14 protein-coding genes are annotated in these 14,826 nt (G+C 68.4%); 9 read left to right on the top strand and 5 right to left on the bottom strand.

Features of this window, described 5'->3' with window-relative positions; genetic code table 11:
- The first annotated feature begins 3 nt into the window (after positions 1-3).
- Positions 4-687, top strand: coding sequence for a heavy metal response regulator transcription factor IrlR (gene irlR, locus WS62_RS10510; protein WP_066570805.1), 684 nt, complete (start codon positions 4-6; stop codon positions 685-687).
- On the top strand, positions 684-2,078 hold the full coding sequence (gene irlS, locus WS62_RS10505; protein WP_066570788.1) for a heavy metal sensor histidine kinase IrlS: 1,395 nt from the start codon (positions 684-686) through the stop codon (positions 2,076-2,078). Before irlR ends, irlS begins: the two co-directional genes overlap by 4 nt.
- Before the next feature lie 105 nt (positions 2,079-2,183).
- Here irlS and WS62_RS10500 read toward each other — a convergent pair whose 3' ends face one another.
- A complete protein-coding gene (locus tag WS62_RS10500) occupies positions 2,184-2,456 on the bottom strand; it encodes a DUF4148 domain-containing protein (protein WP_066570787.1) in 273 nt (90 codons plus the stop codon).
- A 652-nt stretch (positions 2,457-3,108) separates the two neighbouring features.
- Here WS62_RS10500 and WS62_RS10495 point away from each other — a divergent pair.
- The 3 genes from WS62_RS10495 (at position 3,109) to WS62_RS10485 (ending at position 6,869) form a co-directional block, all read left to right on the top strand.
- On the top strand, positions 3,109-3,357 hold the full coding sequence (locus WS62_RS10495; protein ID WP_066570786.1) for a hypothetical protein: 249 nt from the start codon (positions 3,109-3,111) through the stop codon (positions 3,355-3,357).
- 328 nt (positions 3,358-3,685) lie between these two features.
- A complete protein-coding gene (locus tag WS62_RS10490; protein ID WP_066570785.1) occupies positions 3,686-5,179 on the top strand; it encodes an MFS transporter in 1,494 nt (497 codons plus the stop codon).
- A gap of 436 nt (positions 5,180-5,615) precedes the next feature.
- Complete coding sequence (locus WS62_RS10485) at positions 5,616-6,869, top strand: acyl-CoA dehydrogenase family protein (RefSeq protein ID WP_066570784.1); 1,254 nt, start codon at positions 5,616-5,618, stop codon at positions 6,867-6,869.
- A gap of 90 nt (positions 6,870-6,959) precedes the next feature.
- On the opposite strand, the gene WS62_RS10480 is transcribed toward WS62_RS10485, so the two are convergent.
- The gene (locus WS62_RS10480; protein ID WP_066570783.1) at positions 6,960-7,283 is read right to left on the bottom strand and encodes a hypothetical protein; all 324 of its coding nucleotides are present in this window, start codon (positions 7,281-7,283) and stop codon (positions 6,960-6,962) included.
- A 305-nt stretch (positions 7,284-7,588) separates the two neighbouring features.
- Positions 7,589-8,278 carry a methyltransferase family protein gene (locus WS62_RS10475; RefSeq protein WP_231748256.1) on the bottom strand — a complete coding sequence of 230 codons (690 nt, stop codon included), beginning with the start codon at positions 8,276-8,278 and terminating at the stop codon, positions 7,589-7,591.
- Between the two features lie 617 nt (positions 8,279-8,895).
- Here WS62_RS10475 and WS62_RS10470 point away from each other — a divergent pair.
- The 4 genes from WS62_RS10470 to WS62_RS10455 are packed head-to-tail and all read left to right on the top strand — an operon-like array spanning position 8,896 to position 13,661.
- The gene (locus tag WS62_RS10470) at positions 8,896-9,936 is read left to right on the top strand and encodes a sugar ABC transporter substrate-binding protein (protein WP_066570781.1); all 1,041 of its coding nucleotides are present in this window, start codon (positions 8,896-8,898) and stop codon (positions 9,934-9,936) included.
- On the top strand, positions 9,933-11,612 hold the full coding sequence (locus tag WS62_RS10465; RefSeq protein WP_066570780.1) for a sugar ABC transporter ATP-binding protein: 1,680 nt from the start codon (positions 9,933-9,935) through the stop codon (positions 11,610-11,612). Before WS62_RS10470 ends, WS62_RS10465 begins: the two co-directional genes overlap by 4 nt.
- Positions 11,613-11,638: 26 nt before the next feature.
- Positions 11,639-12,697, top strand: coding sequence for an ABC transporter permease (locus WS62_RS10460; RefSeq protein ID WP_066570779.1), 1,059 nt, complete (start codon positions 11,639-11,641; stop codon positions 12,695-12,697).
- On the top strand, positions 12,690-13,661 hold the full coding sequence (locus tag WS62_RS10455) for an ABC transporter permease (RefSeq protein WP_066570778.1): 972 nt from the start codon (positions 12,690-12,692) through the stop codon (positions 13,659-13,661). Before WS62_RS10460 ends, WS62_RS10455 begins: the two co-directional genes overlap by 8 nt.
- Here WS62_RS10455 and WS62_RS33210 read toward each other — a convergent pair.
- Together WS62_RS33210 and WS62_RS10450 are read right to left on the bottom strand one after the other, a co-directional pair.
- The gene (locus tag WS62_RS33210) at positions 13,658-13,966 is read right to left on the bottom strand and encodes a hypothetical protein (protein ID WP_231748255.1); all 309 of its coding nucleotides are present in this window, start codon (positions 13,964-13,966) and stop codon (positions 13,658-13,660) included. The genes WS62_RS10455 and WS62_RS33210 overlap by 4 nt on opposite strands.
- Before the next feature lie 19 nt (positions 13,967-13,985).
- Positions 13,986-14,780: a hypothetical protein gene (locus WS62_RS10450; RefSeq protein WP_066570777.1), complete on the bottom strand. Its 795-nt coding sequence runs from the start codon at positions 14,778-14,780 to the stop codon at positions 13,986-13,988.
- Positions 14,781-14,826: the final 46 nt, after the last annotated feature.

The following is a 14,826-nucleotide window of genomic DNA, read 5'->3' as shown; positions in this document are numbered from 1 at the left end:
CTGATGCGAATACTGATAGTGGAAGACGAGCCGAAGACCGGCATGTATCTGCGCAAGGGGCTGACGGAAGCGGGCTTCATCGCGGATTGGGTCGAGGACGGCGTGACGGGCCTCCATCAGGCCGAGACCGAGGATTACGACCTGATCATCCTCGACGTGATGCTGCCCGGCCACGACGGCTGGACCGTGCTCGAGCGGCTGCGCCGCGAACGTTCGACGCCGGTGCTGTTCCTGACCGCGCGCGACGATGTCGGCGACCGCGTGAAGGGGCTGGAGCTCGGCGCCGACGATTACGTCGTCAAGCCGTTCGATTTCGTCGAGCTCGTCGCGCGCGTGCGCTCGATCCTGCGCCGCGGGCAGGCGCGCGAATCGGCAATCCTGCGGGTCGCCGATCTCGAGCTCGACCTGACGCGGCGCAAGGCGACCCGCCAGGGCGACGTCGTGCTGCTGACCGCGAAGGAGTTCGCGCTGCTGTGGCTGCTGATGCGCCGCGAGGGCGAGATCCTGCCGCGCGCGACGATCGCATCGCAGGTGTGGGACATGAATTTCAACAGCGACACGAACGTCGTCGATGCGGCGATCCGCCGGCTGCGCTCGAAGATCGACGATGCGTACGAGCCGAAGCTGATCCACACCGTGCGCGGAATGGGCTACGTGCTCGAAGTCAGGAACGCCGCGAGCCGATGATCAAACACATGTTGCCCCGCACGCTGCGCGCCCGGCTGACGGCGCTGATCATCCTGTCGACGGCGGTGACGCTCGCGCTGAGCGGCATCGCGCTCTACGGCGCGCTGCGCAACCGGCTCGAAAGCACGTCGTCGTACGAAAGAACGGCGACGCTCGCGGCGATGCGCACGCATCTCGCGAGCGTCCGCAGCGTCGACGACATCCCGCGCAAGACCGACCTGTGGGTCGACCAGTTGCACGGCCATCAGAATCTGGATCTGGCGATTGTCGGCGCGGACGGCCGCTTGCTGTTCGCGACGCGCGGCTTCGTCGCGCCGCCGGCCGCGCTCGCCGCGCCGGCGACGCACACGCCGTTCACCGCGACGTCCGGCGGCTCGACGTTCGGCTATCTCGCCGGCGATGCGCCGCTGCACGCCGCGACGGGCCAGGCCGTGCGCGTCGTCGTGCAGTACGACGGCAAGAACGATCGCGCGCTGCTGCGCGCGTATGCGTACACGGTCGTGCTGATCGAGGTGCTCGCCGTCGTGCTGACGGCGGCGCTCGCATACGGGATCGCGATGCTCGGCCTGAGTCCGCTGCGCCGGCTCGTCGCGCGCGCCGAGCAGATGTCGTCGAGCCGGCTCGCGCATCCGCTGCCGGCGCTCGACACGTCGGGCGAGCTGAAGGAGATGGAGCATGCGTTCAACGGCATGCTCAAGCGCCTCGACGAATCGTTCGTACGCCTGAGCCAGTTCTCGTCGAATCTCGCGCACGACATGCGCACGCCGCTCACGAACCTGCTGGCCGAAGCGCAGGTCGCGCTGTCGAAGCCGCGCACGGCCGACGAGTACCGCGACGTGATCGAATCGAGCATCGACGAATATCAGCGCCTGTCGCGCATGATCGAAGACATGCTGTTCCTCGCGCGCTCGGACAATGCGGAAAGCCATCTGGCGATCCGCACGCTCGACGCGGCGGCGCAAGCGGAACGCGTCGCGGGCTATTACGAGCCGATGGCCGAAGATGCGGAAGTGGATATCGTCGTGCGTGGGCAGGCCGCCGTGCAGGCGGATGCGCTCCTCTATCAGCGCGCGCTCAGCAATTTGATCAGCAACGCGCTCAATCATGCGCCGCGCGGCTCGACGATCACCGTCGAATGCCGGCAGACCGACGACGCGACGACGATCGGCGTAACGGATACGGGCCGCGGAATCGAGCCGCAGCATCGCGAGCGGATCTTCGAACGGTTCTACCGCGTCGATCCGGCGCGGCACAACTCGGCGTCCGGCACCGGGCTCGGCCTCGCGATCGTCCGGTCGATCATGGAAAACCACGGCGGCACGTGCGGCGTCGAGAGCGAGCCGCGCGTGCGCACGACGTTCTGGCTGAAATTTCCCGCGCACCCGGCTTGACCGAGCGCGCCGCGCGATGCGGCGCAGCGCGCGAACCCGATCGGGCTCGCGGCCTGCGCAGCGCGCGTCGCGTGTGCGCCGACGGCGGCTACGACAGCGGCAGCGTCAGCGCGCGACGACTGGATCATGCGGATCGATCGAGCGATCGGCCTTGCCGCCGTGAACCGAAATTGCATGCAGCGTCTTGTTGCGGGCGATCAGCGCCGCGCTCGGCGGATAGTCGTTCTTGCCCGCGGGCACGATGCCATCGTGCTGGGCCCGGACCAGTTCCTGCGCGACTTCGGCGCGCGTCTTGCCTTGCGCGAATGCGACCTGCGCAAACGCCTGCGTCGTCAATGCAGCGGCGGCGGCCCATATCATGCGTTTTTTCGCGTTCATCGTTAGCTCTCCATCGAGTTGATCACTGTCGAGCGACAGTCGCCTCTACTTTGAGCGTCGGACAGTACGCGGCCATGAGCGCTCGATGACAAATTCGTCATCTGCGCGCGGCCCGGAATCGGCGGCACTCGCCTACCGCGCATGACGGGAATTTCATGTTCGCGTCAGCGTGGCGCTGCGTCGGTCCTTTAGCATCTGCATTCCAAGATCGCCGATCAGACGAAATTGGATTGAGGTGCTTGGTTCCCCTCGAGCACGCGAGGCGCATTGGCACCAGCAGGTGCTATTGCACTTTTGCCGGACAGTCCCCCCTGTCCGGCATTTTTTTGCGGGTTCGTCGAGCGTCTTTCGATGGGCGCTGCGATGACGCGGACGGCGGCGCTTTCCGCGAATTCCCGCGCGAACCGCTCTGCCCATCGGCATCGCGCGCGCTTCGTCCACCGATGCGTCGACGTCGTACGCATCGCGCTTCGTCGACAACTTTGTCATGTTCGGATCACGTTCGCGCGGCGACGCCCGCGCAACATGTCGCCGCATCGACCGACGCGACGCGCACGCGGCGATGCACGCGCCGGCTCAGCCGGCACGCGACGCATCGATTCGAAGGCGAGCGTCGACGTCGACTCGAACAACACGAAACAAGAGGAACATCATGAAAGCGCCGATCATCGCCGTCGCGTTCGGCATCGCGCTGGCGGCCTGCGCTCCGCTCCGCCAGGACCCTCGATCCGGCGAAGCGGGGCCATCCGTCGCATCGCCGAACGCAAGCGCCGACGGCAACCGGAAGAGCAAGCCGCGGCGCTCGACGGGAGCAATCGTCGACTACGCCGGACGCCCGTGCGTGAATCAAACCCTGTACGTGAAGATGCATCCGTGCATCTTTCCGCGGCCGCAGCGCTGAGCCGCAGGATATTCCCGGCGCGCGGCGCGTGCGCACCGCTGAACGTGGGAGCCCATCGCCGTGCGCGCGCCGATCGAACATCGCGCATCGCATACCGCACGCCGCTCCGAGTGACGAGTGACGAGTGACGCGCAATCATGCCGTTTCGCGCGCAAGGCGGCCCGCAACGCGCCGCCCGTTTCGCAGCCCTCCTTTTCCCGCCCGATTCCGGCGATTGCTTATCGCCACGCGCTTCATAACGAATCGCGAACTGCTTCTTTGTGTTTTACCGGGCCGCTTCGTATAACTGCGACTTGCCGTTCGAACCGACCCAACCGAAGAGCTTCCCTTGAGCACACTCGACCTCGATGCGCCGATCTCGACGCCGATCCGTTCCGCGAGCGATGTCTCGCGGCTCATCAACACATCGGGCGCGCGCGGCGGCCATGCGCGCGTAATCGTCCTGCTCGCGCTCGGCGGCGTGTTCCTCGATGCCTACGATCTGACGACGCTGTCATACGGAATCCAGGACGTGGCCCGCGAGTTCAATCTGACGCCCGCGCTGAGCGGGCTCGTCAGCGCGTCGATCATGATCGGCACGATCCTCGGCAGCCTGATCGGCGGCTGGTTCACCGACAAGATCGGCCGCTACCAGGTGTTCATGGCCGACATGCTGTTCTTCGTCGTCGCGGCGATCGCGGCCGGCCTCGCGCCGAACGTGTGGGTGCTGATCGCCGCGCGCTTCGTGATGGGGCTCGGCGTCGGTATCGATCTGCCCGTCGCGATGGCGTTCCTGTCCGAGTTCTCGAAGTTCAGCGGGCGCGGCAACAAGGCGTCGCGGCTCGCCGCATGGTGCCCGATGTGGTATGCGGCGTCGTCCGTGTGCTTCCTGATCGTGTTCGGGCTGTACTTCCTGCTGCCCGCGGAGCACGCGGGCTGGCTGTGGCGCGCGTCGCTGATCTTCGGCGCGGTGCCGGCGCTCGTCATCATCCTGGTGCGCAGCCGCTACATGAACGAATCGCCGCTCTGGGCCGCGAATCAAGGCAACCTGAACGACGCGGCGCGCATCCTGCGCGAATCGTACGGCATCCATGCGCACGCGGTCGACGACGCTGCGCGCGCAATGCCAACGCCATCGCCAACACCAACGCCGGTTACGACTACGACACAGCCGCCCGTCAGTTTCCGCGTGCTGTTCAAGCGGCCGTATCTGCAACGCACGCTCGTTGCGAGCGCGATGAATCTGTGCATTCCGTTCGAATACACGGCGATCGCGTTCTTCCTGCCGACGATCCTGTCGCAGTTCCTCGGCGCGGGCGTGTTCGAGACGATCTTCGCGACGCTCGCGCTCAACGTGCTGTTCGCGCTGACGGGCGGGCTGCTCGGGATGCGGCTCGCGTACAAGCTGCCGTCGCGGCGCGTCGCGATCGCCGGCTTCGCGTTGCAGTGCGCCGCGCTCGTCGCGCTCGCGCTGCTCGGTCATCCGCAGACCGCGCTCGGGATCGGCGTCGCGGTGCTGATGCTCGGGCTGTGGCTGTTCGCCGAGGGCTTCGGCCCGGGCGCGCAGATGATGATCTATCCGGCGCTATCGTATCCGACCTCGATTCGCGGCACGGGGCTCGGCTTCGGGCGCTCGCTGACCGGCATCGGCAGCGCGTTCGCGCTGTTCGTGCTGCCGATCCTGAACGCGCGCCTCGGCACCGACATGTTCTGGATCGTGTCGATCGCGGCGTTCGTGCCGATCGTGTTTCTCGCGGCAATCCGCTACGAGCCGACCGCGCGCGACGTCGACGCGGAAGACGACGCCGATGACGACCGTGCGCTCGCGCGCGAAGCGGCATAGGCGGGATTGCCGCGGCGGCGCCGTTCGGGCGTCGGAGCGCGACGCGATGGCGCGGCGAGGCATCGACCGCGCGGGTGCCGCAGCGACGGCGGTTGCGTATTCGTCGCGACGCCGTCGCAACGCTACTGTGCGATCCGACCCGGTTCGGCGATGCGCTTCGCCGCCGGCATTCCATCAGCGATACGGGAACTGTTCGACGTTCGCGACGCGACACAATGGTGCGCCACGCATCCGATGCGGTTCGTCGGCGCACGACAGCGCTCGGTCACGTCACTCGCGCGCTCGCGCATCCGAACGCTCGAATGACCGGGCACCGTGCAAGCCACCTTCGCCACTCGACCCGAGCCGCGATTGCCCAGCGCGAAACGCGCGCACCGTTCGCCGCGCTCGCCGCTCCATCGAACCACCTTTCGTTCACTCACCACAGGACACAGCCATGCCTCACGCTCTCCACGATCAAACGATCTCGACCGGCGCCGATTACGCGCCGCTCGCAGCCCGCTTCCGGCCGATCTTCGCGCGCATCGCCGAAGGCGCGATCGAGCGCGACCGCACGCGCACGCTGCCGCACGAGCCGATTCGCTGGCTGAAGGAAGCGGGATTCGGTGCGGTGCGCGTGCCCGTGCAAGCGGGCGGCGCGGGTGCGTCGGTTCCGCAGCTCTTTCAACTGCTGATCGAACTCGCGGCCGCCGATTCGAATCTGCCGCAGGCGCTGCGCGGTCACTTCGCGTTCGTCGAAGACTGGCTGAATGCGCCGCCCGGCTCCGCGCGGCAAGCGTGGTTCGACCGCTTCGCGAACGGCCAGCTCGTCGGCAACGCCTGGACCGAAGTCGGCGACGTCGCGCTCGGCGAAGTCAAGACAAAAGTATCGAAGCGCGACGGCCGCTGGGTCGTGAACGGCGAGAAGTACTACAGCACCGGGGCGATCTTCGCGGACTGGATCGACGTCTACGCGCAGCGCGCCGACGACGGCAGCCCGGTGATCGCCGCGGTCGCCACGCACCAGGCGGGCGTGATCCGCGACGACGACTGGGACGGCTTCGGCCAGGCGACGACGGGCAGCGGCACGACGCGCTTCATCGACGCGCACGTCGACGAGCAGCACGTGATCGATTTCGCGCGGCGCTTCAAGTATCAGACGGCGTTCTATCAGTTGTTTCACCTCGCGACGCTCGCCGGCATCGGCCGCGCGGTCGAGCGAGACGCGAGCGCGCTCGTGCGCGATCGCAAGCGGGTCTATAGCCACGGCAACGCGTCGCGTGTCAGCGAAGACGCACAGATCCTGCAGGTCGTCGGCGAAATCTCGGCATGGGCGTATGCGGCCGAGGCGATCGCGCTGCGCGCCGCGCAGCCGTCGCAGCGCGCGTACGAGGCGCGCTTCGGCGAGGACGCCGCCGCCGAGCACGACGCGAACGTCGCGGCCGAAATCGAATCCGCGCAGGGGCAACTGGTCGTATCGGAACTCGTGCTGCGCGCGGCGACGCATCTGTTCGACGCGCTCGGCGCATCGGCGATCAGCACGGCGAAGGCGCTCGACCGTCACTGGCGCAACGCGCGCACGGTCGCGTCGCACAATCCGCTCGTCTACAAAGCGAGAATCGTCGGAAACCGGGCCGTCAACGGGACCGAGCCGCCGTATGTATGGCAGATCGGCGGCGGGCCCGGCAAGCAGGAAGAACAGGCCGCGTGAGCCGCGCACCGCGCAGCCGGTCGATGTGCGGCGCGTGCCCGCCTGGCGCCCTGCGGCGGCGCAGGCGGGAGGACCGCTAGCGCGACGCCGTCACGTGTTGGTGCCGACGACGTTCAGGCCGCCCGCGCCGCTGAACGTCAGCGTGTTATTGGTGTTCAGCACGTTGTCCCACGTGCTGCCGCGCGCCGTCACGATCTGCGAGCCGTTCGCAAACGCGCCGTTCGCCGACGATGAGATGACGAGCGCATTCAGGTACGGATTCTGGTTGTTGCCGTATTCGACCGTCTGCTTTCCGTTGGCTGCCAGCGAGACGGAGATCGTCGCGCCGGATTGGCTGGGATCGGAGCCCTGGCGGGTCACCAGCTCGATGCTGAGCGGCAATCCACTTTGATTGACGAGATTCTTGTAAGCCATGTCGCATCTCCCAGGCGGACCGGGTAGCGGCGGCTGGCGGTGCCGGCCCGCCGGAGCGCACCCCGCCAGCCGGTGAAGCCAGTTCGAATACTAGGTCATCGTCCGCGACGCGAACCTAGTATTTTTGGTAGGTATCCGATCGAATCGCGCGCGGCGCACATCGCCGGAACGTGCGCATGTCGGCGACACGCGGGCGCGGCATATTGATTGGGATAACAAATACTCGTCTCGTCGAACGCGGGACAGGCGACGAGGCCGCGTGGCGTTGCCCGGCGCGATCGCCCCTCCGATGCGCGCCGGCGCGGTCAGAAAAGGCCCGGAATCACCCGATATCGAACCGATCGCTTGTACGCGCGGTACGCGGCGTCCTCGGACAGAATCCTTTCCTCGCGATAGATCCGGCCGGCTTGCAGCCCGATCTGCAGCGCGACCGCGAGCAGGTTGCGCGTGCTGAAGTTCGTCAGCAGGAAGCCCGTATCGATGATCAGATAGCCGAGATACATCGGATGCCGGACGAACCTGTACGCGCCGCGCGACACGACGCCGCGGTTGGCCGGCAGAATACCGAACGATTTCCTGAGCGACAGCTTCGCGAAAAGCTGCCAGAACAGGCCGAACAACTGGATCGCCGCGCCGACCGTCTCGGGAATCAACTGGCGGCTCGCGGTGAGCTGGAACACGAGGTAGTAGAAGGTGCCGCCGAGCGAGAAGAGCAACGCAACCGGGCTCCAGTCGCGTTTTTTCGGCGGCTCGGCGAACAGCGACAGACCCACCGTCAAGGTCATCGAGACCGCGAGCAGGATCAGCGTGATTCGCGACGGATCGAGCCGCCACTGCGTGTACGCCGCATACGCGAAAACCCCTAGCGCAAGCGCCGCGACGACGCGCGCGAACACTTCGATCAGGATGCCGACGAAGCCCTCGGCGTCGTGCGCGGCGCACGGACGGCCAGACGCTGCCAATGCGCTCGCCGTGCCGTGTCTTCTCGTGGCCATCTGCGATCGGATATCGTGTTTCATCGCGAACACCCCCGTTCGTCTCATACTTGTTTTCTGCCGGTTGAGCTTATCACGGTGCTGCAGCGCACCGATACGGCGAATCTAAAAATTAGGTTAAGTCATCCTATAAAAAATCGATGGTTTTCCCGATTCGCCCCAATGCAATCGTTTGCGAAAAAACGGACGAAACAGGTCATACGATTTTCGTTTGGGATAACGCGGCTTGCGCATCGATCATTCGGGTTTTCCAGCAGCGCTGGCGTGCGTTCCGGCCGCTCTGACGATACGCCGGGGCAGTCTTTGTTCATCAGGACTTTTTGCTCGCCACGGTATTTACCCGCTCTTTCGTGCGCACTGATCATTGGCTCGGCGAATCGATCGCTAATCTATTTAGCGTCGCCTCGATGGCAATTTTCATTAGCCTGACAAAATCGACATAACGATTGCGGGTTAACGCCAGCCGTCTCCGATTCCAGCATCGCATCTTTGCCTGTGCGGCCCGTGCATTTTCCCGATTCCCATAACCAAAGCACGAATCCATCGTTCCCTTCGCCGACGCGCTTGCACAGAATCGTTCGTTCGTCTCAACGCCCGTGCCCGAACGCCCACGAACCATGTCACGTCCGCTCCCATCGCTCGCTCGCCTGCTGTCCACGCTGTTCGCCACCGCGCTCGCGGTCGGCATCGCGGCCGCAGCCGCATCCGCCCACGCCGCGCCGCCCGAGCAGCCGGACCGCGCGCCGCTGTCGCTCGCCGGCAAGCGGATCGGCATCACCGTCGCCGGCACCGATCATGACTGGGATCTGCAGGCGTACCAGGGCGCGGTCGACGAAGTGAAGCGACTCGGCGGCACGCCGATCGCGCTCGACGCGGGCCGCAACGACAGCCGCCAGATCGCGCAGATCCAGACGCTGATCGCGCAGAAGCCGGACGCGATCATCGAGCAGCTCGGCACCGCGTCCGTGCTCGAGCCGTGGCTGAAGAAGATCCGGCAGGCGGGCATCCCGCTCTTCACGATCGACACCGCATCGCCGTCGAGCCTGAACGTCGTCACGTCCGACAACTTCCTGATCGGCTCGCAGCTCGCGCTCAAGCTCGTCAACGACATCCGCGGCGAAGGCAACATCCTCGTCTTCAACGGCTTTTACGGCGTGCCGGTGTGCGCGATCCGCTACGACCAGTTGAGGGCCGTGCTGAAGTGGTATCCGAAGGTGAAGATCATCGAGCCCGAGCTGCGCGACGTAATCCCGAACACCGCACAGAATGCGTACGCGCAGATCAGCCAGCTACTGCAGAAGTATCCGAAGGGGGCGATCTCGGCGATCTGGGCCGCGTGGGACATCCCGCAGGTCGGCGCGACGCAGGCGGTCGACGCGGCCGGCCGCGCCGAAATCCGCACGTACGCGGTCGACGGCAGCCCCGAGGCGGTCGCGCTCGTCAGGAATCCGAAGTCGAGCGCGGCGGCCGTCGTCGCGCAGCAGCCGGCGCTGATCGGCCGAACCGCGGTGCGCAACGTCGCGCGCTATCTGGCGGGCGACCGGTCGCTGCCCGCTTACACGTTCGTGCCGTCGGTGCTCGTCACGAAGGACAACGCGGGCGTCGCGCAGCGCACGCTCGGGCAGGCGTCCGCCGACGCCGAGGCCGCGCGGCGATGACGGCGGCCCACGCGGCATCCGCCGCGCCCGACGCCGACGCGCCGCTCGCGCTCGATGTGCGGCGCGTCGTCAAGCGCTTCAACGGCGTCGCGGCGCTGCGCGGCGCATCCCTTGCGGTGCCGCGCGGCACCGTGCACGGGCTGATCGGCCAGAACGGCGCGGGCAAGTCGACGCTCATCAAGATCCTCGCGGGCCTCCACGCGCCGGACGAAGGCGAGATCGACATCGGCGGCTCGCCGCTCGGGGCGAGCGGCTCCGGCTCTGGCTCCGCGCGCAAGCAGGCGGCCCGGATCGGCTTCATCCATCAGGAACGGCTGCTGCCCGCGACGTTCACGGTCGCCGAGGCGCTGTTCTTCCCGCAGCCGCCGACGCTCGGCGGCGCATCGCGGCTCGCCCGCCTGCTGCCGCTCGACGTCGGACGGATGCGGCGCGACTGCCGCGCGGTGTTGCACGAGCAATTCGGCGTCGACCTGCCGCCCGATCGGCTGATCGGCGAGCTCTCCGTCGCCGAGCAGCAGATCGTGCAGATCACGAGCGCGCTGATCCGGCACAGCGAGATCCTCGTATTCGACGAGCCGACCGCGGCGCTCGTGACGAGCGAGGTCGACCGGCTGCTGCGCACGATCGAGCGGCTGCGCGCCGACGGCCACACGATTCTCTACGTATCGCATTACCTGAACGAGATCGCGCGCGTGTGCGATCGCGTGACCGTGCTGCGCGACGGCGTCGACGTCGCGCATCTCGACGCGCGCGCCGCGTCGCGCGACACGCTCGTCGCCGCGATGATCGGCGAGCCGCACGCGAACGCCACGCAGCGCCGCGAGCCGGTCGCGCCGCGCACGCCGGGCGAGATCGCGATCGAGGCCCGCGACCTCGCGCTGCCCGGCCGCTTCGGGCCGCTGTCGTTGTCGGTGCGGCGCGGCGAGGTCGTCGGGCTGACGGGCGTGCTCGGCTCCGGCGGCAAGGACGTGATCCGCGCCCTCTTCGGCCTCGCGCGCGGCACGCGTGGCGGCATCTCGATCGACGGCCGTGCCGTGCGCGTGCGGCGGCCGCGCGACGCGGTCGCGCACGGCATCGCGCTCGTGCCGGAAAACCGCCTGGCGCACGGCGTCGCGGGCGCGCTGTCGGTGCGCGAGAACGTCGTGCTCGCGAGCCTGCCGCGCGTGTCGCGCTTCGGCTTCGTGCGCGGCCGATGCGAGGCCGGCACCGCCGACGCGCTGATCCGCCGGCTCGACATCCGCCCCCCGCGCGCGGACTGGCCGGTGCGCTTTCTATCGGGCGGCAACCAGCAGAAAGTCGCGCTCGCGAAGTGGCTCGGGCGCGCGTCGACGGTCTATCTGCTCGACGAGCCGACGGTCGGCGTCGACGTCGGCGCGAAGGCGCAGATCTACCGGCTGATCGACGAACTGGCGCGCTCGGGCGCCGCCGTGCTGCTGTTCACGAGCGACCTGACCGAGCTGCTCGACGTGACCGATCGCGTGTATGTGATGGCGCGCGGCGAGATCGTCGCGGCGTGCGCGTCCGCGCGGACGACGGCACAGGACGTGCTCGCCTGGGCGACGCTCGCGCGCGAGCCGCAGCGCGTCGATGCGGGCGCCGGCGAGCACGATGCGGCGAATCCGGCGGAGGCTTCGCCCGATGCGAACGCCGCGCCGCCCGCCGCGGAGGCCGCCTGATGTCTTGGTCAGCGAGAAAGCGCGGCATGAGCGGCCGCGCATTCGATCTCGGCCATGCGGACCCGGCCACATCGGCCACGCCGGCCACGTCACGCGCGGGCGCGCGCAATCGCCCAATCGAGCGCCGCATCCTCGTCCGCGGCGGCGCATGGCTTGCGCTCGCGCTCGTGATCGCGGGCTTTTCCGTCAGCTCGCCGCTGTTCCTGACGCTCGCGAACCTCGGCAACGTGCTGCAGCAAAGCGCCGTCACCGGCCTGCTCGCGTTCGGGCTGACGATCGTGATGATCGGCGGCGGCGCCGACGCGATCAAAGGCGGGCTCGATCTGTCGATCGCGGCGAATCTCGGCCTGTGCGCGGCCGTATTCGCGGTCGTCACGCGCGACGGACAGGGCGACGCGATCGCGTTCGCCGCGACCTGCGCGGCGGGCGTCGCGGTCGGCGCGCTCAACGCATGGGCGGTCGCGTGGCTGCGAATCCTGCCGCTCCTCGCGACGCTGACGACGATGAACGTCTGCGCGGGCCTCGAGCTCGTGCTGACCGAGAACACGCCGGTGCCGTCCGCGAGCCCGCTCGTCGCCGCGCTCGTGGGCAGCGGTCCGTTCGGCGTGCCGTGGCTCGCGTACGCGCTCGTGAGCGTCGCGGCCGCGCTCGGCGCGCTCGTCCACCGGACCCGCTACGGGCTGCGGCTGCATGCGGTCGGCGCGCATCGCGCGGCCGCGCTCGCCGCGGGCGTCGACGCGCGCCGCTACGTCGCGTCGAGCTATCTCGCATGCGGCCTCGCCGCCGCGCTCGCGGCGCTCGCATCGTCGGCGCTCCTGAGCGGCAGCGCGCCCGGCGCGGGCGACAACCTGCTGCCCGTCATCGCGGCAGTGCTGCTCGGCGTCGTGTTCTCGCGGCGGCTCGTGCCGACGATTCCCGGCACGCTCGTCGCCGTGCTGTTCGTCGGCATGCTCGCGAACGGTTTTCAGTTGAACAACGTGTCGAGCTATTGGGTGAGCGGCGTCGAAGGCGCGCTGATTCTCTTCGTCGTCGCAACCGTCGCGCTGCTGCGCCGCCGCCAGTTGGAGGGGCCGTTCGATGCATGACGCATTCGGCCGCCTGCAGCGCTTCGCCGTCGTCGGCGCGCTCATCGCCGTGCTCGCGTTCTTCACGGTCGCCGCGCCGGGCTTCGCGACGCTTGCGAACGTCGAGCATGTGCTTGTCAACACCTTCGCGCTGCTCGCGATCGCCGCGCTCGGGATGACGCTCGCGCTGTCGATCGGCGCGATCGATCTGTCGCTCGGCACCGCGATCGATGTCGCGAGCCTCGCGTTCGTCGCGGCGCTCGCGCATCGCGCGGGTTTCGCCCCCGCCGCGCTCGCGGGACTCGGCGCGGCGCTCGCGGTGGGGGCGGGCAATGCGCTCCTCGTCACGCGGCTCGGGATCGCGCCGTTTCTCGCGACGCTCGGCACGCTGTTCATCGGCCAGACGATCCAGCAGCTTGCGACAGGCGGCGGACAGCCGATCTATCTGCTGAGCGCCGCGCCGCCGCCCGCGTTCGACGCGCTCGCACACGGCGTGTTCGTCAACGTCGCGCTGCCGCTGTGGATCGTCGCGGCGCTCGCGCTCGCGCTGCATCTCGCGCTCGAGCGCTCGACGCTCGGCCGGCGGCTGCGCGCGCTCGGCGCGCAGCCGGGCGTCGCGCGCTACTCAGGGCTGCGCGTCGGCGCGCTCGCGGCGGGCGCGTTCGTCGCGAGCGCGCTGATCTACGGCGTCGCGGGGCTCGTGCTGTCGTCAACGGTCAAGTCGTACGCGCCGCAAGCGGGCAACGCGTATCTGCTGAACGCGATCGGCGCGACGTTCATCGGCGCAACGCTGTCCGCGACGCGCCGGCCGAACGTCGCAGGCACGCTGATCGGCGTGCTGCTCGTCAGCTTCGTCGCGAACGGACTGCTGCTGATCGGCTGGAACTTCTATTGGCAGCAAGTGGCGAGCGGCGCGCTCGTGTTCGCGGTGCTCGTGCTCGGCTCGGGGTTCGGGCGCGGCGGGCTCGCGCGGGAAGCTGGCTAGGCGGGCGGCTGCGGGCCGGACGCCGTGTTCGATGCGTCGCTTATCGCGCGAGCCCGGAGGTCCGGCCCGTTTCCATCCTTGCGCCGTCGCCGCCCGCTCGCCCCTCCGCTTCGTCCGGCCGATCGGGCGTCGACGGCCCCATCGATCACGCGATCGATGCGTTGCGGATCGAGACCTCGGCCTTCACCGACATGAACGACTGCGACGGGTTCGACGATCGCCGCTCGATTGCCACCGATCTCGACGATTTCGACGATTTCAGCGATCTCGACGGTTTCAGCGGTTTCGATTTCCCCGATCGTCATCCCGCCGCGCGCGCTCCGTTCAGCGCAGGCCCGCCGCCCAGTCGAGCGCCGCGTCGAACAGCGCGACGCCTTCGGGCGACAGGTTGCCGAACGTGTCGTTGTTCAGGAAGAACATCACGCGGCGCGCGGGCGCGAGCGTTTCGTAGTCCATCGTCGCGCCCGTCGCGTACGCGAAGATCGCGGCCTTGTCCGGCTCGCCGTAGACGGTCGCGACAATGCTCGCGCCGAGCCCCGGCTTGCCCCAGCTCATGCCCGCCTGCCGGCCGTAGACGTTCGTCGTCCCCGCCGGCAGCCCCGCGGCGATCGGATGCGGCGCGTTCACGAGCCACAGATAGCGCGCCTTGCCCGTCTCGCCGAAGTCGACGTCGTGACGCTTGCCCGTCATCGCGAAATCGTCGAGCAGGTCGTTCTCCCACGTCAGCAGCGGCTTCGCGAGCGTGCGCCAGCCGCGCGCGACGCGCTTGCTCGACACCGTCGACGACACGATCACGAGATCGGCGTCGGCCGCTGCGTCAACGGGCTGTGCTTCGTCGACGAACCGCACCGCGTAGCCGCGCGACGCCAGATGCGCTTTCGCCTGCTCGTCGGTTTTCAGATTGGGCCCGCCCAGTTGGACGAGCATCGCGATGCGCTTGCCGGCGCCCGGTCGAAGCGCGCCGCCGGACGCGCGCTGTTCCGCAGACGCAGGCGCGGACGCGCCCGCATACGCGACGACGGGCGCCGCCGCGGCAAGACCGCACGCGAGCGCCGCGCCGCCCAACTCGCGCAGCACGCGACGGCGCGTCTGCATCAAACGATCGAATCGTTGTTTCATCGGTTTCTCCCGCGCGCCCGCGCCGTGTGCCGCACGGCACGGAGCG

Source organism: Burkholderia sp. ABCPW 14 (assembly GCF_001523835.1).
GTDB classification, from domain to species: domain Bacteria; phylum Pseudomonadota; class Gammaproteobacteria; order Burkholderiales; family Burkholderiaceae; genus Burkholderia; species Burkholderia mayonis.
Note: the sequence above shows the minus strand (reverse complement) of the source record. Positions and strands in the feature narration are given on the sequence as shown.